Genomic DNA, 22,586 nt, shown 5'->3' with positions numbered 1-22,586 from the left:
TTTGTAGTGGTTTTTTGATGCAATTTTGTTTTGGAACGAGAAGGATGTTATCCTGAAAATAAATTTGGAAGCAGCCATCTTTTCTGCATTGTTATTTGAAGGCCGGCATGTTAAAATGAAATCGCCAACAGAAGGCAAGTGCTGGGAAAGGAGCGGCCGATGATTGCAGAAAAAATGGTCGGGCAAGCGGTAAAACGCGGGGCGTCGGATATTCACATAGTGAGCGGAATCCGCCTAAAATGTCGAGTTGACGGAGCTTTGAGCAATCTTTCAGAGAAAAGGGTCACGCGGCAAGGGTGTGAACGTCTGGCCGAGGAGCTGCTCGGCGCGGATTGGCAGGCATGTTTGCTGGCGGGTGAACGGGATCTGGCTGTGACACTGGCCGAAAGGCGATGCCGGGCCCATCTGTTTTTGCAGCAGGGGCAGCCGTCAATTGCCATTCGCCTATTGGCCGAAGGCATTCCGGGCATTGAGACCTTGGGGCTGCCAGAAGTGGTTCATACCTTTGCCGATTTTTCCAAAGGCTTGGTACTTGTAACCGGAGAGACGGGATCCGGAAAGTCGACGACGCTGGCCTCACTCATCGATCACATCAATCATCGGCGGCCGGTGCACGTGATTACCTTGGAAGATCCGATCGAGTATTTGTATCAGCCGGATTTGGCGCTGATCAATCAGCGGGAGATCGGCCGCGACACCTTGAATTTTGCGGCGGGGCTGCGATCGGCGCTGCGGGAAGATCCCGATGTCCTTCTGGTGGGAGAGATGCGGGATCTCGAGACGGTGGAAACGGCCATTCTGGCAGCGGAAACCGGGCATTTGGTGTTTGCAACCCTGCATACGGGCTCGGCGGTGGAAGCGGTTGACCGCATCGTTAATGTTTTTCCCGAAGGCCGTCAGCCGCTGATTCGAACGACGCTGTCGATGACGCTCAAAGCGGTGCTGTCTCAACGGTTGCTGCCGCGAAAGGGTGGCGGCAGGGTGCTGGCCTGCGAGGTAATGATGCCAACACCGGCTATCTGCCACATGATCCGCGAGGGCAAACTGTCGCAAATTGAAAACGCGATGCTCACCGGGGCGCAGGCGGGCAGCATTACGATGGCACAGTCCCTTGAGGCTTTGTCGGCGCGCGGAGAAATTGCGTCGACGCTGGCTCAGGGTTAAAAAATGATGGAACGTCATCGTGGAAAATCAGGCAAGGGAGGACAAACATGACAGATCGCGTCATTCTTACTTTTTCAAGACAATTTGGCAGCGGGGGCAGCAATATTGCCAAACGGCTTGCCAAGGAGCTGGTCATTCCTTTTTACGATCAGGAATTGATTACAGAAAGCGCTAAGGATACGGGCATTGCCCCGAATATGGTCAAGGCACTTGAGGAAACGCCGACCAATTCTTTGCTGTATGCCATTGCGGCGGGCACGGCTTATGGCGGTGCTGTGACGCCGTCGACCTTGGCGGCACTGCCGATGACAGATCGCGTGTTCTTATCACAAAGCGATGTCATTCGGCGTTATGCCAATGAGGGCAGCTGCGTGATCTTGGGACGCTGTGCCGATTATATTCTGCGCAAAGATCCGGATGTGATCTCGGTGTATATCCATCGAGATCATGATGAGCGGGTGCATCAGGTCGCCAAGCTTTACGATAAAACCGAAGAGAAGGCGGTCGAAATGGTTAAAAAGATGGACAAACGCCGCGCCAATTATTACGCTTATTACACCGATAAACGCTGGGGCGATGCCGAAAATTACGATATCTGTTTAAACAGCGGCGTTCTGGGAGAAGATGGCTGTGTCGATTTGCTTAAAACGACGGTGAACGCCATTTTAACCCGCCGGAAATCGCGAAGATAAAAACATCAAATCATTACAAAGCAAAAAAGGAGATTCGAATGAAAGCAGAAAATGTTAAACTTTACACCTGGCCGACCTGTCCGTTTTGTAACCGGGCAAAAAGATTGCTTGACGAGCTGGAGATTCCGTTTATCGATCACGATATATGGGGCAAGGACGATGAAAAGGCTGCGCTGATTGAAAGGACGGGCCAGACCACCGTCCCCTATGTTTTCTTCGGGGACCATTTCATCGGCGGCTGCGACGATTTGGTGGCGATGGCCGAAGCCGGCGATATCGAAAAATAAGCCGATAAAAAATAAAGGGATTTAATAAGCGGTCAGCTCGGCCGCTTATTTTTGTGCTTAAAATGACGGGCGTTGACAAAAAACTATGTTTTTTCATCCAAAACTTAAAACGATGGCGAGTGTTTAAAAGGTTGCAATTGATATGCTTTGTGTTAGAATATTTTTATTTCAGGCATACCTTGTCTGACCAAGAATGTTCAAACAGGAGGCACGGGATGGCATTTACTTACGAAGTGGTCGAAGAAATCGGCGTATTATCCGAAGGCAGCAACGGCTGGCAGAAAGAGCTCAATCTGGTGAGCTGGAACGAAAGAGATCCGAAATACGATATTCGCGACTGGGCGCCGGGACATGAACGCATGCGCAAAGGACTGACTTTTACCGCGGACGAATTGATCGAATTGCGGGATATTTTAAACGAGATGGATTTTGACGCATAGGTCGTGAATGAGCATGGCAATCGCCGTGCTTCTTTTCGTATTGGGCATTCGATTTAAAATCGAATGGAGCGATTGTTATCGTCCGGATTTGAAACCTGAAAAGCCCTGTGTTATAATAAATAGTCGAAATTATGGATTATCAGGTTTGATGCAATCATATGAGATTATCAGGATAAATGGAGGATAGCGATGTCAGGACACTCGAAATGGAATAATATCAAACAAAGAAAAGGCAAGCAGGATGCGGCCAGGGGCAAGGTGTTTACCAAAATGGCAAAACTCATTGCCGTTGCGGCAAGAGAAGGCGGCGGCGATCCGGAAATGAATGCCAAGCTGCGGGAAGCGGTGGCAAAGGCCAAAGCGGCCAATATGCCCAATGACAATATTGATCGGGCCGTTAAAAAGGGCTCCGGCGAATTGAATGACGCCATTTATGAAGAAATCACCTACGAAGGTTATGGTCCGGGCGGGGCGGCGGTGATCGTCCAAACGCTGACGGACAACAAAAACCGGACGGCTGCCGATGTGCGCCATATTTTTGATAAAAATGGTGGCAATCTTGGGACCAATGGTTGTGTCGGTTTTTTATTTGAGCGGGCCGGCCGCATTTTTGTGGAACAAAGTGACGATATTGATGAAGACGAATTAATGATGACGGCATTGGATGCCGGCGCTGAGGATATGGAAACCTCTGAAGACGGTTATGAAATTCGAACGGCCGCTTCCGACTTTGCTCAGGTGCTCGAAGCCCTTCAAAACGCAGGGGTGTCGGTGGCCAGCGGGGAAATTGCGCAGATTCCGTCGACGGAATCCGAGCTTTCCGAAGAAGACAGCAAAAAGATGGAAAAAATGCTGGATATGTTCGATGACAACGACGATGTCCAGGAAGTTTTCCATAACTGGGCCGAAGCGTAACCACATGAGGCCGGAGCGGGTCCAGCGAGAAAAGATAAAGTGAGGCAGGATATGGGAAAAAGTTCAATCAGAGACTATGTGGTCTATTTTATCGTGGCGATGATGCTGGTGCTTTTAATGGCATCCTTTGTCATCGGCAATATCTATAGCCGGGCGGACAATGCAAAGCTGACCCAGCAGGGAACGCGCGCCATTTATGAGATCACCATTGGTGAAAAGCCGGTCAGTTCCCTGGGAGAGTAAAATCGCATTGTCCAAAAGCGAAAAGTAAGGCGTTGCCTTGCTTTTTGTCGTTATAGGAAAAAAGTAAAGGAGCACAGATGAAAATCGTCACGCCGGATGAAATGGCCGTGATGGACAAGCAAACCATCAATAGTGGCATTGCCGATTACGAGCTTATGGAAAGAGCGGGGACGCGCTGCTATGAAATCATTGCTTCCGAGCTTACCGAAACACAGAAGATTTTGGTGCTTTGCGGCGCGGGCAATAACGGCGGCGACGGGCAGGTGATCGCCCGGCTTTTACACAACTGCGGTTATTCGGTATCGGTGCTCTTTGTGGGCAAGGCGGAGCATTTTTCACCGAATGCCCTGCAAAACTACAAACGGCTGACAGATATCGGCGCGGTTTGTGATTTTTATACGCGGTTCGATGCAAAAACTCAGGCATCGCTTGATCATGCGAACGTGATTGTCGACGCGGTCTTTGGCAATGGGCTAAGGGACCGGCCGCTGCGCGAATCGGTTGCGGCGTTGTTTGACGCCGTCAATGCCCGCTCGGATAAAAGGGTTTACGCCATCGATATGCCCTCGGGCCTTCGGGGAGACACAGGACAAACGGTCGGCGCGGCCATTCGCGCTGATAAAACCCTTGTCATTCAGAACTATAAAACCGGTCATTTGCTGGGCGATGGTCCGGATCTGTCCGGCGAACAAATTCTGGTGGATGTCGGTATTTCGGAACGCCATTGCGACAGCACTAAATTTTTACTGGATGCACAGAGCGTGCCCGAGCTTTTGCCGAGAAAGAAGAACTCCCATAAATACGACTACGGCGCTTTGTCGGTGATTGCCGGCAGTCAGGGAATGGTGGGAGCAGGCTTGATGGCGGCGACGGCATCCCTTCGCGCTGGCGCCGGCCTGGTAACCAGTTGGGTGCCCAGGGAGGTTTACGGTATTGCGGCGGGGCAGATGCCTTGGGAAATCATGGTGCGCCCTTATGACGTCGAGAGCTTTTTTCAGGAGCTGCGAAAACGGCAAACGGATGCTTATGTCGTCGGACCGGGATTGGGACGGCAGACGTTTCATTCCGAGCTGATTAAAACGTTAATCGCGCGGCAAAAACCGATGGTGATCGATGCAGACGGGCTTTATCATTTGTCGAAGATCATGAATGTTCTGGAAGAGGGCGCACATGCGCCGTTGATTCTCACGCCTCATGCCGGGGAATTTGCAAGGCTTTGCAACACCACGTCCGACGCGGTTCGCCGGGATCCCATCGGTCTGGGCACGCAATTTGTCAGCGCCTATCAGGTGGTGCTGGTGCTTAAAGGCCACCACACGTTAATTTTTGAGCCCGGCGCCGCGGGTACCGGCGGTGTGCGCGTCTGGTTTAACACCACGGGCAATGCCGGCATGGCTACGGCGGGCTCCGGGGATGTGCTGGCGGGGATCATCGGCGGACTCGTCGCGCAGATGCCGACACCGGCCGACGCGGCAAAGCTCGGGGTCTATCTGCATGGCTTGGCCGGAGATCTGGCGGCGGCTGAAAAGGGGATGGTCGCGCTGACGGCGACGGATGTGCTTGCGCAATTGCCGGCCGCCATCAGGCAACTACAACAGGAAGATCAGGAGAAATAATTTTTGACAAATTCAATCAATAAAACTTATAAAATGATAACCTATGGCTGCCAGATGAACGAAAACGACTCGGAAAAGCTTTCCGGGATGTTAAAGGCCATGGGCTATACCCCGACAGAAGATGAAACGACAGCCGGCCTTGTCGTCATGAATACCTGCTCAGTTCGGGAAAACGCAGACGTGCGTTTTTTCGGCAACGTGGGCAATTTTAAACATATAAAAAAAAAGAATCCGGATTTGATTTTGGCGGTCTGTGGCTGCATGATGCAGCAGCCGCAGATCGTCAAAAAAATCAAGGAAGACAATCCTCAGGTTGACATTGTTTTCGGCACGCACAATCTGCACCGATTCCCTGAGCTTTTGGCCAATTATCAAGCCAGCGGCAACCGAACCATCGAAATTTATGACGATGATGACGGGCTGATCGAAAATCTGCCGGTGGATCGGCGCTATCCATTCAAAAGCTATGTGTCTATCATGAAGGGGTGCAATAATTTTTGTACGTATTGCATTGTCCCTTATACCCGAGGGCGGGAAGTCAGCCGCCCCCACGAAAAAATCATCGATGAGGTTAAAGCGCTTGTGGCCGATGGCTGTCTTGAAGTGACCCTGCTGGGGCAGAATGTGAATTCCTATGGCAATGACCGCAAGGATGGCTACGGCTTTGCCGATTTGCTGCGGGATGTGAATGCCATCGAAGGGCTCGAACGGATCCGTTTCATGACCAGTCATCCCAAAGACATGACAGACGAGGTGATTGACGCCGTCGCGGCCTGCGATAAGGTGTGTCCGGTGGTGCATCTGGCGGTTCAAAGCGGATCGACCAAGGTGCTCAAAGCGATGCATCGCGGCTACACCAAAGAAAAGATCATCGCCTTGGTGGAGAAGATGCATAAACGCATTCCCCATGTGGCCATCACGACGGATTTGATCGTCGGTTTCCCGGGAGAGACTGAGACTGATTTTGAAGAGACTCTCGATATTGTTCGGCGTTGTCATTTCGACGCGGCCTTTTCTTTTTTGTATTCGATTCGAACAGGGACGCCGGCGGCAAAAATGCCGGATCAGATTCCGGAGAATATCAAACACGAACGGCTCAATCGGCTGCTCAAAGTGCTCCATAGCGAAGGCAACGAGCGCAATCTCTGGTTTCAGGATCAGACGGTGGATGTCCTGGTGGAAGGGAAAAGCACCCACAACGAAGATCGTCTAACCGGGCGGACGATGAACGGCAAACTTGTCAATTTTGATGGCAACGCGGCAACCATCGGCACCATTGTGCCAGTACACATCGATTGCGCCAGGACCTTTAGTCTTGATGGGCACGCCGTGTAAGGACGGTATTTTAAACAGAATGTGAAAAATCGCAGAACGGAGGACAACCATGGGCTTAACACCGATGATGCAGCAATATTTAAAAATGCATGAAAAAGTACCGGATACCATCATGCTCTTTCGCGTCGGCGATTTTTATGAGACGTTTTTCGACGATGCGATTACCGCATCCAAGGCGTTGGAAATTGCCCTGACAGGTAAGCGTTGCGGCCTGGACGAGCCGGCGCCGATGTGCGGTGTGCCCCATCATGCGGCGGAGCCCTATATTGCCAAATTGGTGGAGAAGGGCTATAAAGTCGCCGTCTGCGAGCAGATGGAGGATCCGGCGGCGGCCAAGGGTATCGTCAAGCGGGACATCATTAAAGTGGTGTCTCCCGGAACGATTACTGAAGGCGGACTGATTCAAGCCAAGAAGAACAATTATCTCGCGTCGATTTTCAGCGACCGGCGGGTTTTCGGCCTGGCCTATCTCGATGTGTCCACCGGGGCTTTTTATGCGACGGAACTGCCTTTTACAGCCGACAGCGGTGAGCTGGTCAACGAGCTGGGCAAGATTGAACCGTCGGAGATCATCGTTAATCCGATGCTTTATAAGCAATCGGCTTTGATTCAAAATCTCGAGACGCGCTTTGGCTGCATGGTCGGCCTCAGCGCGGCTGCCCATTACGAAAAGGCCGCCTGCGAGCGCGTGATTGAAGATCAGTTCAAAGTGTTTGCACTGGACTCTCTGGGGCTGAAGGATCACGAGGCGGCGACGCGGGCTGCCGGCGCACTGTTGGCTTATGTGGCGGAAAGCCAGAAAAAAGTGCTCGGTCATATCAATCATCTGGCTTATTACCGCATAGAAGCCTATATGCTGCTGGATCTTTCGACGCGGCGCAATCTGGAACTGACGGAGACGCTGCGCCACGGCGACAAGCGGGGAAGTTTGCTTTGGGTGCTCGATCAGACGGCGACGGCCATGGGCGGACGGCTTTTGCGTCAATGGGTGGAAGCGCCGCTGATCAATCGTGAAAAAATTGAGATCAGGCAAAACCTGGTGGCCGAGCTCGCGGCTAATCCCGGAGCGCTCCCCGAACTGAAGACGCTTCTGACCAAGATTTACGATCTTGAACGGATTTGCGGCAAGATCTCTTTCGGAACGGTGAATCCCAAGGACATGCTGTCGCTCAAGCAGTCCCTGGCCATGTTGCCACAGCTGAAAGCGTGGATTAATTCGGTTGCGGCGCCGGATCTGCAGTCGCGATACGGTGAGGCGGATGATTTGCAGGACATTTTTAAATTGATCGATGCGGGAATCGCCGACGATGCCCCTTTTGTGTTGCGTGACGGCGGTGTGATCAAGACCGGTTATAACGCGGAGATCGACCGTTACCGCGAAGCGCATACCAAAGGTAAAGACTGGATTCGCGATTTGGAGAGTGCCGAGCGCGAGAAGACCGGCATTAAATCTCTGAAGGTGAAATATAACAAGGTTTTCGGTTATTTTATCGAAGTGACGAAAGCCAATCTCTCGCTGGTGCCAGAAGATTATATCCGCAAGCAGACCCTGAGCAACGTTGAGCGTTTCTATACGCCGGAATTAAAATCCATGGAAACACAGATCCTTGGCTCGGAAGAGCGTTTGGCTCAGCTGGAGTATCAATTGTTTACCGACATCCGAGAAACAATCATGGCACAGACCCGCCGCATTCAACAGCGCGCTCAGGATGTGGCGCAGCTGGATGCCTTGTATTCGCTGGCCGCGGTGGGCGTGGAACGCCATTATGTGCGGCCGGAAATTGCCGAAGACGGCGTGATCGCCTTTCAAAACGGCCGGCATCCGGTGGCGGAGGCGATCATGGAGACCGGGACTTTTGTGGCCAACAATTGCGCGCTGGATGAAGGCGAAAATCGCATGATGCTGATCACCGGACCGAACATGGCCGGAAAATCGACCTATATTCGTCAGGTGGCCATTCTCACGCTGATGGCGCAGATCGGTTCCTTTGTGCCGGCGGACAGTGCCCATATCGGTGTGGTTGACCGCATTTTTACGCGTATCGGGGCATCCGATGATCTGACGACGGGGCAAAGCACTTTTATGGTTGAAATGTCAGAAGTGTCTAATATATTGAAAAACGCGACCCGTCATTCCCTGGTGATTCTCGACGAGATTGGCCGCGGCACCAGCACCTTTGACGGCATCAGCATCGCCTGGGCCGTGGTGGAGTACCTTTCCAATCCGCTGACCATCGGGGCGAAAACACTTTTTGCCACGCATTATCACGAGCTTACAGAGCTGGAAGGCGTGAAGCCGGGCATTAAAAACTTCAGCATTGCGCTGAAGGAGACAAAAGACGGGGTAGTTTTTCTGCGAAAAATCAAACGCGGCGCGGCGGATCAAAGCTATGGCATCGAGGTGGCACAGCTTGCCGGGTTTCCCAAAATTGTGACGGCGCGGGCTAAGGATATTCTGGCAGAGCTGAATAAAGGAGAATCGGCCTATCGCGCGGGTGTGCTTGATGGAGAGCGCGCCGCAGCGCTTGACAATCAGGTGAGCTTTTATTCTGAAATGCTCGAGCAGGCCAAGGAGAGAATGCTTGACTCCAACGAGCAAGCGGCGCTCGAAAGTCTTAAAGATCTGGAAATTGACAGCATGACACCCCTTGAAGCGATGAATGCACTCAACGATTTAAAACATCAGTTGCAGGAATAAAGTGTTTTCGGAAGGAGACGAATGGTGAAAATTAAAATGCTTAACCACGAGACCATCGAGAAAATCGCCGCGGGCGAAGTGATTGTTCGTCCGGCCTCGGTCGTCAAGGAGCTGATTGAAAACGCCATTGACGCGGGCAGCACGCGGGTGGCGATTATCGTGGAAAAGGGCGGCAAAAAGCGCATCCGCGTGGCGGATAACGGCGCTGGGATTCACTATCACGAAATCCCTCTGGCCTTTACGCGCCATGCCACCAGCAAACTATCCACCATTTCGGATTTAAACACGTTGGATACTCTCGGGTTTCGTGGGGAGGCACTGGCAAGCATCGCGGCGGTCAGTCGCATTGTGGTTAAAACCATCGCTTCTGACGAAGAGATGGGAAGCGAGACTCTGCTTGAAGGCGGACGCGTGGTAAATCAGCGGGTCATGCCCTTTAATCGAGGGACCGATATCGATGTGAGCGATTTGTTTTACAATGTGCCGGCCCGGCAAAAGCATATGCAGAAGGATAAAACCGAGGGGATGGCCATCCACGATCTGATGGAACGCCTCGCGCTGTCCCATCCGGAGATTGCCTTTACCTATACGGCGGACGGACGGCGCGTGTTCAGTACGCCGGGAAGCGGTGAACTTTCGGATGTGATCGCCTGCTTGTACGGCCGCAGTTTTTTAAATAGCCTCCATCCCCTCAATGTGGCCAACGCGCCCATGCGGCTTGAAGGCTATATTGGCAATCTGACGGCGATGCGCAGCAGCCGGGACCGTCAGCTTTTTTTCATGAACAGCCGCGTTTTTGAAAATAAAGCCCTGTCCCATGCTTTTGAGACGGCCTACGAAGGCTATCTGATGCATCACAAACATCCGGTGGGCATCGTATTTATCGAACTGCCAGGCAAGATGCTCGACGTCAACATGCACCCCGCGAAGACGGAAATCGGCATTCTCAATCAAAGCCTGGTAGATATTCTGTTTCGGCAGGGGATTCGCACAACGGTTCGCGCGATGGATTTAACGGTCGATCTCGGCAAAGCCTTAGATGAAGAACCGGCTGTCGCGAAATTCGTGCCAACCGAAGAAGCGCAGGCTTTTGAAGAAGTGCCCGGCGAGCAAATGCAGATCAAAGAGCAAACGCCCTTTTTTGACGTGCCCGAAAATGCGCCTGTGCCGAATCAGGCGCTGACAACGTTTCGCGCAGTTTCGTCATTTGAAGCGCCGGAACAGAAATCGCAGCTGCTGCGGCAAACGGTATCCGTTAAACCGCCGGATTTATCGCCGGAAGCGGCGGCGACAGTGCACGAATCTTTGCAGGACTACGAAGCGGCCAAAGCCGGGCGCCCTCATCTGGATTTAAGCGATGCCGTGGTCATCGGGCAATTATTTAAGACCTTTGTGATCCTTGAGAAGGGACGGGAGGTCATTTTGATCGACCAACATGCAGCCCACGAAGCGTTCATGTTTGAGCAGTACCGCAAACAATTTTTGACGGATGCCGCGGCGGATGCTCAGACGCTGATGGTGCCGGAGCCGGTGGATATCTCGGCAAAGCTCATGGCGTGTTTTGAAGAACTTAAGCCCGCTCTTTTGCGCAAGGGCTATGACTGTGATGTTTTTGGTGACACGACTTTGATGGTGCGGTCGGTGCCGCTGATTTTAGGCGAGCCCCAGCCGACGGCGCTGGTGCCCCTTTGGATGGAGGCACTGCTCACCGGGGACCGGGAGCTGCGAGAAAAACGCTGGCTTAAGGTGGCGACGATGGCTTGCAAGGCAGCGGTGAAGGGCAATCAAGATTTAACGCCGGAAGAAATTCAGACGCTTATCGACGCTCTTATGCGTCTTGAAAATCCCTATACCTGTCCCCACGGACGGCCGATCATTTTGCATCTGAGTCAGTACGAGCTCGAAAAATTATTTAAGCGGGTGGTATCATGACAAAACCGAAAATCGCGGTGATTGTCGGCGCGACAGCATCTGGAAAAACCAGTGCAGGCATCGCTTTGGCGGGGCGGCTGAACGGAGAAATCATTTCGGCGGATTCGATGCAGATTTACCGTGAGATGGCCATCGGCACGGCCAAGCCGACGCCGGCCGAGCGGGCGGCGGTGCCTCATCATTTGGTGGACTTCGTATCGCCGGACACGGCTTATTCCGTCGCGGCGTTTAAAGATGATGCCCAGGCGGTTATCAAAGCGATTTTGTCCCGGGAACGGGTGCCGATTGTCGTCGGTGGCACCGGACTTTATATCAACGCGCTGACGTTACCTTGGGGCTTTGCCGAGCCGGCCAGCGATCCGGCGGTGCGCGAAGCGCTTGAGGCGCGGTACGACACCGAGGGAGCCGAAGCGCTTTATCGGGAGCTTGAGACTTTGGATCCGGCGGCGGCCGAAAAGATTCACCCCCATAATAAAAAACGTATCGTCCGGGCGATGGAAGTTTATCAGGTGACAGGGAAAACCAAGAGCGCGTGGGAAGCCCGAGCCAGACAAATCGAATTGCCGTACGATTTTGTGATGATGGGTATCGGCATGGCGCGTTCTGAGCTTTACGCGCGCATTGACCATCGGGTGGACCAGATGATGGCCGGCGGCCTGCTTGATGAAGTGTTGGCACTGCTTGATGCTGGTTACGGGCCGGAACTTTTGTCGATGCAGGCCATCGGCTACAAGGAGCTTATCCCGGCGGTGCGCGGTGAACAGCCATTGGCAGAATGCGTGCACATTTTAAAGCGGGATACCAGACATTTTGCAAAGCGTCAGCTCACCTGGTTTCGCCGGGACCGGCGCATTCGCTGGTACGATCCGGCGGATTATGCGTCGTCGGAAGCGATGGCAGCAGCGATGCAAGCGCAATACAATACATTCAGCTCGCCGACAGCGGCAGGGACTGTTAATCAAACGTTTGGAAAGGAATAACAATCCGTTGGAAATAAAAACGTATTTATCTGAGAATTTTGGTGTTTCGCCGCGGGTCATCGATTTTGTCAGCGAGGTTGAAGCCGGGATCGACGATCAACTGCAGGCCAGAGATGAAATGGCGGCGCTGCATCAGTATCGGGTGATCCGCGCGATGCAGAACGTGCATTTAAGTGATCGGCATTTTCATCCGTCGACCGGCTATGGCTACGATGATGAAGGCCGGGAAGCCACAGAAAAAATTTTTGCGGAAGTGTTTGGCGCGGAAGCAGCGCTGGTGCGCCCGCATATTTCTTCCGGAACCCACGCCATTGCGCTCTGCCTTTATGGTGTGCTGCGCCCGGGGGACGAGCTCTTGTCAATCAGCGGCGATCCCTATGACACCATCTGCACCTTTATTGGGGCCCACGGCGAAGAAAGCGGCGCCGGCACCCTGGCGGACTTTGGCGTGCGCTACCATCAAATCGAACTGGCAAACGGCGGAACCTTCGATACGGCGGCCATCATGGCAGCCATTACCGACCGCACCAAAATGGTTTATATTCAACGGTCCACCGGGTACAGCTGGCGCAAGGCCATCACGCTGGATGCCATTGCGGCAATTTGCCAAAAAATTAAAGCGCAATGGCCGGAGGTGATTATCTTTGTCGATAATTGCTACGGCGAATTTTTGGATGCGCAGGAGCCGGCGGCGGTCGGCGCGGATTTAATGGCCGGATCGTTGATTAAAAACCCGGGCGGTGGCCTCGCGCCCACCGGTGGCTATGTGGCCGGCCGGGCGGATCTGGTTGCCCTTTGTGCCAACCGGCTGGCGGCGCCCGGTATCGGCGGGGAAACCGGTGCGACGCTGGGCATCGCCCGGACGTTTCTCCAGGGTTTTTTTCAAGCGCCGATGGTCGTTTCCCAGGCGATGAAAACGGCCATTCTGGTCGGTGCGGTGTATCGTGCGCTGGGATTTGATGTCTGCCCGGCGGTGGACGACTACCGTTCGGATATTATTCAAAGCGTGAAACTTGGCAATCCGGAAGCGGTGAAAACTTTTTGCCGCGCGGTGCAGGAAGCCGCGCCGGTGGACGCCTTTGTGACGCCGGAGCCCTGGGATATGCCGGGATACGACGTGCCGGTGATCATGGCGGCCGGGGCATTTATCCAGGGATCCTCCATCGAGCTTTCGGCCGACGCGCCGATGCGAAAACCCTACATCGTTTATTTTCAGGGCGGGCTAACCCACGATCACGGCAAACTCGGGTTGCTGCTCAGCCTGCAGCGGCTGATTGATTCGGGATTTATCACCCTGGGGTCAGGCCATGACCAATGGACAATTGGCACGGATTAACGCGCTGGCCGAGAAGCAGCGCTCGCCCGAAGGGCTGACGCCGGAGGAAAAGGCAGAACAGACGGCACTGCGCAAGGCGTATATCGCCGGGTTCCGCCAAAATTTAAAAGCACAGCTCGACAATATTGTGTTCGTGGATCCCAAACCGGAATCCAAATATACGCCGGAAGAGCGAACTCATGTGGAGGCACTGTCGGCAAAACTGCGCCGCGAATATGAGGAACAGCAACAACATTGACTCTTTGATAAAGTTTATAAGACAAAGGAAAGGAAGGTGACGATATGACGAAACAACGGGAAGTTACGGTAAAAGGCCGCCCCAATAAATCGGAAGGTGAAGCCGGCGCGCAAATGCTCGCCCGGATGAACGACAGCCATGGCCCGCTCACCCGGTGGGCGCTGAGCCATTTGGCTTTTAAAGCGGATGACCGTGTGCTGGACGTGGGGTGCGGCGGCGGTGCCTGTCTGCATCGCATGGCGGAGCAAGTGACGGGCGGCCATCTGACCGGTGTGGATTATTCCGATGTATCGGTGGCGAAAGCTACGGCCTACAACCAGGAAGCGGTGGACGCCGGCCGGATGGACATCGTGGCAGGCTCCGTTTCCGCGCTGCCCTTTGAGGACGATCACTTTGATAAAATCGTAACTATTGAGAGCTATTATTTTTGGCCCGCACTGGAAACGGACGTGCGGGAAGTGCGCCGCGTGCTTAAGCCCGGCGGACATTTTCTGCTCGTGGCGGAGATTTATGACCATCCGGGGCTGCCCCAGCCGGTGCTTGATAATATTGCCGAATATCAAATGCGCAATTTGAGCCTCGACGGTTTTGTCGATTTGTTTAAAATTGCAGGCTTCGCGGATCTTTCGATCCATGTGGAACCGGAACATCAATGGATCTGCGCGGAGGGCGTTAAATAAAAGTCAGTTCGATTGAAATAAATAATAACACGTGCAAAGACAGAAGGGAGTTTATGATGTCTGACGAAAAAACAGTCTATGAAAAATTAAGCGCCGATTTTAAATGGGCGTGGCAGAATCTCGAAGACGGGGAAGACGAGGCCGTCGCGGAATACGGCGAAGGTTATAAAAATTTTCTCAACCGCTCGAAAACGGAACGACTTTGTGCCAAATCGGCGGTGGCCTTGGCCGAAGCCAACGGGTTTAAGCCGCTGGCCGATTATCAGGCGGCGGGAAAGCTGTCCGCAGGGGACAAAGTGTATGTGCTGCACCGCAATAAATCCGTGATGCTCTTTGTGATGGGTAGGGCGCCTTTGGCCGATGGCATGCTCATTGTCGGGGCGCATCTCGACTGCCCGCGGCTCGACTTGAAGCCGATGCCGCTCTACGAAGATAACAATCTGGCTTTCTTTAAAACCCATTATTACGGCGGCATCAAAAAGTACCAGTGGCTGACCATTCCGCTGGCGCTTTATGGCACGGTGGTGAAAAAAGATGGCGCGGCAGTTGATATTGCCATCGGCGACGGTGAAGGCGATCCGGTTTTTTGCATCACCGATTTGCTGCCCCATCTTTCCCAGAAGCAGACCCAGAAAAGGGTGGCCGAAGCCTTTGAAGGAGAACAGCTTAACCCGCTGATCGCTTCGACGCCGCTGGCGGACGAAGAAGACGGCAAAGCCGTGAAGGCAACGGTACTGCAGCTGCTTAACCGGCAATACGACTTAACAGAAGACGACTTTGCCAGCGCTGAGCTTGAAATCGTGCCGGCAGGCAAAGCCAGAGATATGGGACTCGATCGATCCATGGTGCTCTCTTTCGGCCAAGACGATCGGGTGTGTGCTTACGCGGCGGTTCGCGGTATTTTGGATGCGGCAGATGCACCTAAAAAAACTCAGGCCGTGATTTTGGCCGACAAAGAGGAAATCGGCAGCTACGGCAACACGGGGATGCAGTCCCGCTTTTTTGAAAATCAAGTGGCAGAACTGATCGCACTTCAGGGGAGTGGCGATGCTTCTTTGGCGGTTCGCCGCTGCCTGTCCCATTCCTATTGTCTGTCGGCGGATGTCACGGCGGCCTTTGACCCTAATTTTGCCGGTACTCACGATATGACCAACGCCTCCTTTGTCGGCAAAGGTGTGACTCTTAAGAAATACGGCGGGGCCAGAGGTAAATCCGGCGGGTCCGACGCCAATCCGGAATTTCTCGGACAACTGCGCTGCTGCTTTGACGATGCCGGTGTGACCTGGCAACTTGGTGAAATGGGCAAGATTGATCTTGGCGGCGGAGGCACCATCGCCTATATGCTCGCCAATTACGATATCGAAGTGGTGGACTGCGGCACGCCGATTCTTTCGATGCACGCCCCCTTTGAACAATGCGCCAAGGTGGATGCCTACATGACCTATAAAGCCTATCGCGCCTTCTTTGATTACACTTGGGCATAAAAGGTAATTGATCAATCAGATCAGTAAATGAGAAAAAAGTGACGTCTTTTGACGTCACTTTTTATGTTTATAAATATAGTGAATATTTTGCGGCGGCCGCATGCAAAATAAAGGTTGTGATGGACTAACCAATAAAGAAAGTGTTAAACTTGAGACAATCAATTTAAAAGGAGAGGTGTTTGACTTGCAAAGTACGGAAATTCGTTCCTTTAGAGGAGGAATTCATCCGCCTTACAATAAGGAAGGAACATAGCACGTTGCGGTTAGACAGGCCAAAGAGCCTGCGACTGTAACGATTCCGATGTCCTTACATATCGGCGCACCATGCAAACCGATTGTTAAAAAAGGGGATACCGTCGCCGTGGGGCAAAAAATTGGCGAAGCGACAGGATTCGTTTCGGCTCCGGTTCATGCCAGTGTGTCTGGAACCGTTAGAGCGGTGGAAGAGCGGCCCCATCCAGGCGGCAACAATGTGCTGTCGGTGGTGATCGAATCGGACGGCAAAGATACCGTAGATCCTGCCATTAAACCTTATGGTGATTATCAGCAGTATTCATCATCTGAAATCATTAATATTATCAAAGAGGCCGGTATTGTGGGATTGGGGGGAGCGACCTTTCCGACCCATGTCAAGCTGACGGTTTCTCCAGATAAACATGTGGACAGTGTGATCTTAAACGGGGCTGAATGCGAGCCCTATCTGACGGCTGATGATCATTTGATGCAGGATCGGCCGGAAAAAGTGATTGCCGGTCTGCATATCGCCATGCGCGCCTTGGATGTGTCTAAAGGTTATATTGCCATTGAAGACAACAAACCAGATGCGATCAATGCGATTGTCGGGGTCTGTAAAGGCGATGATGCCGTCGAGGTGATCCGGCTGAAAACCAAATACCCCCAAGGGGCAGAAAAACAATTGATCACAGCGGTGACCGGGCGGGAAGTTCCCTCTGGCGGATTGCCGGCCGATGCGGGCGTTGTCGTGATGAATGTCGGGACGGCGGCCCAGGTGGCGACGACTTTTGAAACCGGGATGCCCCTTTATAAGCGCTATGTGACCTGCACCGGTGATGTGGTGAAAAATCCGGCGACCCTCGAAGTGTTGGTGGGAATGTCCTATCAGGAAGTCATTGACGAATGCGGCGGCTTCGTCCAGGCGCCGGCTAAGGTGATTTCCGGGGGACCGATGATGGGCGTCGCCATGCTGCGTACCGATATCCCGGTGATGAAGGGGACGTCCGGTGTGCTCTGCCTTTCCAAGGAGGCGGCGCAGACCCCGGAACCGACGGCTTGCATTCGCTGCGGGCGCTGCGCATCGGTGTGTCCGATTCATCTTCAGCCGTTTTTGCTGGCGGATTACGCTCAGCATAAGCGCTGGGAAGACTGCGACGAACTGCACGCGCTCGACTGCGTCGAATGCGGGAGCTGTTCCTTTATTTGCCCGGCCAAGCGGACTTTGGTTTCTTCGATTCGCGTCGGGAAACGCCAGGTTCAGGCCGAAAGAAAGAAAAAGGCGGTGAAAAAGAATGGATAATGAAAACTTATTATTAACCGTATCGTCGTCACCGCATATCCGTGCAAAGGCTACGACGGCAAGCATCATGCGCAATGTGTGCCTGGCACTGCTGCCGGCCCTTGTGGTAGCAGCCTATGTCTTTGGTTATATGGCGGTAGTGATTGTGGCCATTTGCGTGGTTACCTGTGTTCTCACAGAGCTCATTGTCGAAAAGATCATGAAGCGGCCGGTCACGATCGGCGACTGGTCGGCGGTGGTCACCGGGGTGCTCCTCGGCTTTAATATGCCGATCACGGCGCCCTGGTGGATGTGCGTGATCGGATCAATTTTCGCCATTTTGATTGTCAAGCAGCTTTTTGGCGGCTTAGGGCGCAATTTTGTGAACCCGGCGCTGGCGGCCAGAGCTTTCCTGCTTGCCTCCTGGCCGACCCATATGACCGGGACCGCGTTTATTCCGCTGACGGATACCGTGACGCAGGCGACCCCTCTTGGCATTTTAAAAGAAGGCGGCAGCTTGAGTCAGCTGCCGAGCAATCTCGATATGTTCTTGGGAGTTCACGGTGTTTATGGATCCATCGGCGAAATTTCTGCGCTCGCACTGCTTATCGGCGGGGTTTATCTGCTCATCCGCGGGATCATTAACTGGCGGATTCCGGCAACTTATATGGCGACGATTGCCGTGCTTTCGCTTATTTTTGGGAAGGACCCGATCTTTATGCTCTGCTCCGGCGGAGTTTTTCTCGGGGCGTTCTTCATGGCGACGGATTATGTCACCTCGCCGACGACGGTCAAGGGGCAATTTATTTATGCCTTTGGCTGCGGTCTGATGACGATGATGATCCGGATGTTCGGCGGCTATCCGGAAGGGGTTTCCTATTCCATCCTGCTCATGAATGTGGCGTCGCCGCTGATTGAACGCTATACGAGACCGCGGATCTACGGGACCGAAAAAAAATCATCAAAAGCCGTGGAAGGTGGTGCTTCTCATGCCTGAAAAATCAGCAAAGAAAAAAATTGATTTCGATTATAAACACATCGCTCACGTTGCGTTGATGCTTTTCATTATTTCTGTCGTGGCAGCAGCTCTTTTGGGCTATACCAATTCGATTACGAAGTCTAAGATTGCCCGACAAGAAAAAGAAACCAACGTGGAAGCCAGACAAAAAGTTCTGACAGAAGCCGATACGTTTAAACAAATTAAAAACGCGAAAGCGGTGGCAAAAAAGGCGGACCGTGCCAATGCATCTATCGTGATGGAAGCCTATGCCGGTTATAAAAAAGGTAAATTGGTGGGCTATACGGTCAAGACCAATCCCCAGGGCTACGGCGGCGAAGTTGAAATCTTGACCGGGGTTGACATCAAGGGAAAAACCACCGGTATCACGATTGTTTCCAATTCCGAAACAGCGGGATTGGGCGCGAGATGTGTGGAACCGGGTTTTCAAAAGCAATTTAAAGGATTGGACACAGCTAAGCCGTTAACCGTTGTTAAAAACGGCAATGCTTCGGGCAATGGTAAAATCGAAGCGATTGCCGGGGCGACCATTACTTCCCGAGCCGTGACCCGGGGAGTGAATATCTCGATGAAGGTTTGCAAGGCTTTAGCGGGAGGTGCTAAATAATGGGAAGATTCAGACATTTTACCAATGGGATATTTAATGAAAATCCAACCTTCAGATTGGTGCTGGGCTGCTGCCCGACATTGGCCATTACCACGGCAGCGATGAACGGGATTGCCATGGGCCTTGCGACAACTTTTGTTTTGTTGGGCTCCAACATGGTTATCTCGGCATTGCGGAAGATTATTCCGGACAATGTGCGCATTCCGGCGTTCGTTGTTATCATTGCGTCTTTCGTGACGATTGTCGATATGGTGATGCATGCTTATATGCCGGCGATGTATAAAACGCTCGGGATCTATATTCCGCTGATCGTTGTCAACTGCATTATCATGGGGCGCGCCGAAGGTTTTGCCTATACCAATAACGTGCTGGATTCGGCACTGGATGGCCTTGGCATGGGCGTCGGTTTTACCCTGGCGCTGACCCTGATTGCCGGCGTGCGTGAATTAATCGGCGCCGGCAGCATTTTCGGCATCGCCGTGATGGGCGCATCCTATGAACCGGCACTGATGTTCATCCTGCCGCCGGGTGCTTTCCTGACATTTGGCTCCCTCATGGCCGTCATTAACCAGGTTGGGATTTCAAGAAGACGGAATAAAGCGGCCGCCCAAGCTGTCACCGCGAAGGAGGCTGAATAATCATGCGTATTTTAACCATATTGATTGCCGGTATCTTCGTCAATAACTTTATTCTTTCCAAGTTTTTGGGGATTTGTCCTTTTTTGGGTGTTTCCAAAAAAGTCGACACTTCCATCGGCATGGGCATAGCCGTCACCTTCGTGATGACGCTGGCTTCGGCCATCACCTGGATTGTTCAATACGAAATTTTGAATAAACTGGGGCTTGCATACCTTCAGACGATTGCTTTTATTCTGGTTATCGCGGCATTGGTGCAATTTGTCGAAATGTTCATTAAGAAATCCAGCCCCTCGCTATATCAGGCGCTGGGGGTTTACCTACCGCTGATTACGACCAACTGCGCCGTGCTCGGGGTGTGCACATTGAATATCCAGAATACCTACAACTTTATTGAAGCGACAGTGAATGGCGCAGCCGGAGCTCTCGGGTTTACGCTGTCCATCGTGTTGATGGCGGCTATCCGCGAGCGCTCGGAGCTGGCCGATATGCCGGAGGCTCTTCAGGGATTTCCCATCGCCCTGATTACCGCCAGTCTGATGGCCATCTCATTCCTGGGCTTTTCGGGAATGCTTTCATAGGATTGACGGGAGGTAAAACAAGTGGCAAATCAAATTATGTTCCCAGTGATTGTGCTGGGGATTATGGGATTGATTTTTGGTGTGATCCTTGCGGTTGCGGCCAAAGCGTTTGAAGTAAAAGAAGACGAACGCATCCCGCTCGTGCGTGCGGCATTGCCCGGCGCGAACTGCGGGGGCTGCGGCTATCCGGGATGTGATGGCTGCGCCGCAGCGATTGTGGCCGGCGAAGCGGCAGTGAATGCCTGCCCGGTCGGCGGTGCTTCAGTAGCTGAAAAAATCGGCGAGATTATGGGAGAGACGGCTGGCGAAGGGATGCCGGACGTGGCTCAGGTGCTCTGCGGCGGGAATTGCGATGTCGCGCCGCGCCGCAGCGATTATTACGGCTTGAAAGACTGCAACGAGGCGGTGGTGGCCAACGGTGGTCCGAAGGAATGTCGCTTCGGCTGTGTCGGTCTGGGGTCTTGCGTTTCGGTTTGTGAATTTGACGCCCTGCACATGACGGACAAGCAGTTGCCAGAAGTTAACATTAATAATTGCGTGGCCTGCGGTAAGTGTGTGACCATTTGTCCGAAGCATGTGATGCGTCTGATCCCGAAGGATCAGATTGTTCATGTAGACTGCCAATCTACAGAAAAGGGCAAGCTGGTGCGCCAGGGTTGTTCGGTCGGCTGCATTGCCTGCGGCCTTTGCGAAAAAAATTGTCCTTTCGACGCGATTCATGTCGAGGGCAATTTGGCCGTCATCGACTATAGCAAGTGCACGAATTGCGGCATTTGCGTGAAAAAATGTCCGACTCATGCGCTGGTAAAGGAAGGCCGCAAGGTCGCTCCGCGCAAGCGTCCGAAACCGGCGGCCAAACCCGCCGCGGAGCAGGCGCCGGCTCAGGCATAAATTAAAGCAACCACAAATTGAAAGTCGTGAGAGGGAAGCCTTTTACGGCTTTCTTTTTTGTGATAAAATGTCCGTTGTCAAAAAATACGCCTGATGCGCCGTGCATTGGGCATTCAATACAGGAGAATCCGTTGAAAATTTGTTATTTGGATAATGCGGCGACGACCCGGGTTCACCCGCAGGTGTTTTCGCGAATGACGACCAGCTTCGAGACAGACTATTTTAATCCCTCGGCCATGTATCAGCCGGGGCTTGCGGCTCAAAAGACCGTCGCGCAGGCAAGGCAAACCATCGCGGATGCCGTTGGTGCCAAGCGCGGCGAGATGATTTTTACTTCCGGCGGTTCCGAAGGAGACAGTTTGCTCATCCGCGGAATCATCGAAAATGTTCGGCCGGCGGTTTTGAAACAAGCCAAAATCGTCACTTCTGCGATTGAACATCCGGCGGTGCGCGATGTGTTTCGCGATTACGAACAGCGGGGCATGGAAGTTGTCTGGATTCCGGTAAACGCTGAAGGATTGGTCGATTTGGATGCGCTTGAAAAAGCAGTGGATGCGCGGACCATCCTTGTCTCTGTGATAGGGGTTCATAACGAGTTGGGGGTGATTCAGCCGCTGGCGAAAATGGCGCGGATCATCAAAGCGAAAAATCCCGACTGTTTTTTTCATTCGGACTTTGTGCAGGGATTCATGAAGGTGCCGGTGGATGTGCGGCAGACGGCGGTGGACGGGTTGACGCTTTGCGCCCACAAGATCAACGGGCCCAAAGGGGTCGGTGCGGTTTATCTGCGGGAAGGCCGTCGCATCCGCCCGATGATTTTGGGCGGCGGTCAGGAAAACGGGCTGCGCAGCGGCACGGAAAATGTGCAGGGTATCGTGGGCTTTGAGTCCGCCGTGAAAGTCTGGCAGGATCCGGCCGTGATGGTCCGTATCGGGGAATATCAGCAGTATGTGGCTCAAATCCTCACCGATGAATTGGGCGGCGTGACCATGCTCGGACCGGCGGCGACGGCCGATCGCTCTCCGGCCGTGATGAGTGTAGCGATCAAGGGGATCCGGGGCGAGGTTCTTTTGCATGCGGCGGAGGCACGAGGGGTTTATATTTCTACTGGGTCCGCTTGTTCAACCCATAAAAAAGAAAAGCACGGGATGCAGAAGGCTATCGGCCTCGGTCGCGATAAGGCCGAAGGGACCATTCGCATTTCTTTTTCGGCATTAACTACCTGGGAGGAAGTCAAAACCGGTATGGCCGTGATCGTGGCAGAAGCGCAGAAACTTCGGAAGTTTATGCGGCGGCAATAA

22 protein-coding genes and 1 pseudogene are annotated in these 22,586 nt (G+C 53.1%); all 23 read left to right on the top strand.

The features are described from left to right. Positions 1-159: 159 nt before the first annotated feature. The 23 genes and pseudogenes from HMPREF0721_RS04005 to HMPREF0721_RS03900 all read left to right on the top strand — a co-directional run bounded on the left by HMPREF0721_RS04005 (position 160) and on the right by HMPREF0721_RS03900 (position 22,586). On the top strand, positions 160-1,164 hold the full coding sequence (locus HMPREF0721_RS04005; protein WP_006598284.1) for a type IV pilus twitching motility protein PilT: 1,005 nt from the start codon (positions 160-162) through the stop codon (positions 1,162-1,164). 47 nt (positions 1,165-1,211) lie between these two features. Then, complete coding sequence (locus tag HMPREF0721_RS04000) at positions 1,212-1,856, top strand: cytidylate kinase-like family protein (protein WP_006598283.1); 645 nt, start codon at positions 1,212-1,214, stop codon at positions 1,854-1,856. 38 nt (positions 1,857-1,894) lie between these two features. Continuing rightward, the gene (locus HMPREF0721_RS03995; RefSeq protein WP_006598282.1) at positions 1,895-2,143 is read left to right on the top strand and encodes a glutaredoxin family protein; all 249 of its coding nucleotides are present in this window, start codon (positions 1,895-1,897) and stop codon (positions 2,141-2,143) included. 215 nt (positions 2,144-2,358) lie between these two features. After that, entirely contained in the window at positions 2,359-2,583 is a 225-nt protein-coding gene (locus HMPREF0721_RS03990) for a YdbC family protein (protein WP_040639895.1), read from the top strand. Positions 2,584-2,772: 189 nt separating this feature from the next. Next, a complete protein-coding gene (locus HMPREF0721_RS03985) occupies positions 2,773-3,498 on the top strand; it encodes a YebC/PmpR family DNA-binding transcriptional regulator (protein ID WP_006598279.1) in 726 nt (241 codons plus the stop codon). A 51-nt stretch (positions 3,499-3,549) separates the two neighbouring features. After that, entirely contained in the window at positions 3,550-3,741 is a 192-nt protein-coding gene (locus tag HMPREF0721_RS03980) for a hypothetical protein (protein WP_006598278.1), read from the top strand. Between the two features lie 77 nt (positions 3,742-3,818). Continuing rightward, on the top strand, positions 3,819-5,357 hold the full coding sequence (locus tag HMPREF0721_RS03975) for a bifunctional ADP-dependent NAD(P)H-hydrate dehydratase/NAD(P)H-hydrate epimerase (RefSeq protein WP_006598277.1): 1,539 nt from the start codon (positions 3,819-3,821) through the stop codon (positions 5,355-5,357). Positions 5,358-5,390: 33 nt separating this feature from the next. Beyond that, entirely contained in the window at positions 5,391-6,692 is a 1,302-nt protein-coding gene (gene miaB, locus HMPREF0721_RS03970) for a tRNA (N6-isopentenyl adenosine(37)-C2)-methylthiotransferase MiaB (RefSeq protein WP_050787020.1), read from the top strand. Between the two features lie 49 nt (positions 6,693-6,741). After that, complete coding sequence (gene mutS, locus HMPREF0721_RS03965) at positions 6,742-9,390, top strand: DNA mismatch repair protein MutS (RefSeq protein ID WP_006598275.1); 2,649 nt, start codon at positions 6,742-6,744, stop codon at positions 9,388-9,390. Positions 9,391-9,411: 21 nt separating this feature from the next. Then, positions 9,412-11,322, top strand: a complete 1,911-nt coding sequence (mutL, locus tag HMPREF0721_RS03960; RefSeq protein WP_006598274.1) for a DNA mismatch repair endonuclease MutL — start codon at positions 9,412-9,414, stop codon at positions 11,320-11,322. Continuing rightward, positions 11,319-12,302, top strand: a complete 984-nt coding sequence (miaA, locus tag HMPREF0721_RS03955; protein ID WP_006598273.1) for a tRNA (adenosine(37)-N6)-dimethylallyltransferase MiaA — start codon at positions 11,319-11,321, stop codon at positions 12,300-12,302. Before mutL ends, miaA begins: the two co-directional genes overlap by 4 nt. A 7-nt stretch (positions 12,303-12,309) precedes the next feature. Beyond that, positions 12,310-13,638, top strand: a complete 1,329-nt coding sequence (locus HMPREF0721_RS03950) for a methionine gamma-lyase family protein (RefSeq protein ID WP_040639894.1) — start codon at positions 12,310-12,312, stop codon at positions 13,636-13,638. Further along, positions 13,610-13,876 carry a DUF896 domain-containing protein gene (locus HMPREF0721_RS03945; protein ID WP_006598271.1) on the top strand — a complete coding sequence of 89 codons (267 nt, stop codon included), beginning with the start codon at positions 13,610-13,612 and terminating at the stop codon, positions 13,874-13,876. The genes HMPREF0721_RS03950 and HMPREF0721_RS03945 overlap by 29 nt, the downstream gene beginning before the upstream one ends. 44 nt (positions 13,877-13,920) lie before the next feature. After that, positions 13,921-14,556: a class I SAM-dependent methyltransferase gene (locus tag HMPREF0721_RS03940; protein WP_006598270.1), complete on the top strand. Its 636-nt coding sequence runs from the start codon at positions 13,921-13,923 to the stop codon at positions 14,554-14,556. Positions 14,557-14,609: 53 nt separating this feature from the next. Further along, entirely contained in the window at positions 14,610-16,040 is a 1,431-nt protein-coding gene (locus tag HMPREF0721_RS03935) for an aminopeptidase (RefSeq protein WP_006598269.1), read from the top strand. Between the two features lie 100 nt (positions 16,041-16,140). Continuing rightward, positions 16,141-16,293 (top strand): hypothetical protein, encoded by a 153-nt coding sequence (locus tag HMPREF0721_RS12705; RefSeq protein ID WP_006598268.1) that lies wholly within the window; start codon positions 16,141-16,143, stop codon positions 16,291-16,293. 18 nt (positions 16,294-16,311) lie between these two features. Next, positions 16,312-17,574: pseudogene (rsxC, locus tag HMPREF0721_RS03930) on the top strand (electron transport complex subunit RsxC); the annotation flags it as partial. Beyond that, entirely contained in the window at positions 17,567-18,550 is a 984-nt protein-coding gene (locus HMPREF0721_RS03925; RefSeq protein WP_006598266.1) for an RnfABCDGE type electron transport complex subunit D, read from the top strand. The pseudogene rsxC and the gene HMPREF0721_RS03925, both read left to right, overlap by 8 nt. Continuing rightward, entirely contained in the window at positions 18,543-19,178 is a 636-nt protein-coding gene (locus tag HMPREF0721_RS03920) for an RnfABCDGE type electron transport complex subunit G (protein WP_006598265.1), read from the top strand. Before HMPREF0721_RS03925 ends, HMPREF0721_RS03920 begins: the two co-directional genes overlap by 8 nt. Continuing rightward, entirely contained in the window at positions 19,178-19,816 is a 639-nt protein-coding gene (gene rsxE / locus HMPREF0721_RS03915) for an electron transport complex subunit RsxE (RefSeq protein ID WP_006598264.1), read from the top strand. The genes HMPREF0721_RS03920 and rsxE overlap by 1 nt, the downstream gene beginning before the upstream one ends. Before the next feature lie 2 nt (positions 19,817-19,818). Beyond that, the gene (gene rsxA / locus HMPREF0721_RS03910; RefSeq protein ID WP_006598263.1) at positions 19,819-20,394 is read left to right on the top strand and encodes an electron transport complex subunit RsxA; all 576 of its coding nucleotides are present in this window, start codon (positions 19,819-19,821) and stop codon (positions 20,392-20,394) included. Between the two features lie 36 nt (positions 20,395-20,430). After that, on the top strand, positions 20,431-21,285 hold the full coding sequence (locus HMPREF0721_RS03905) for an RnfABCDGE type electron transport complex subunit B (protein WP_040640249.1): 855 nt from the start codon (positions 20,431-20,433) through the stop codon (positions 21,283-21,285). Between the two features lie 131 nt (positions 21,286-21,416). After that, positions 21,417-22,586, top strand: a complete 1,170-nt coding sequence (locus HMPREF0721_RS03900; protein WP_006598261.1) for a cysteine desulfurase family protein — start codon at positions 21,417-21,419, stop codon at positions 22,584-22,586.

This window comes from Pseudoramibacter alactolyticus ATCC 23263 (genome assembly GCF_000185505.1).
Taxonomy (GTDB): Bacteria; Bacillota; Clostridia; order Eubacteriales; family Eubacteriaceae; genus Pseudoramibacter; species Pseudoramibacter alactolyticus.
The sequence above is the reverse complement of the archived record's forward strand: the minus strand, read 5'-3'. Positions and strand labels throughout refer to the sequence as shown.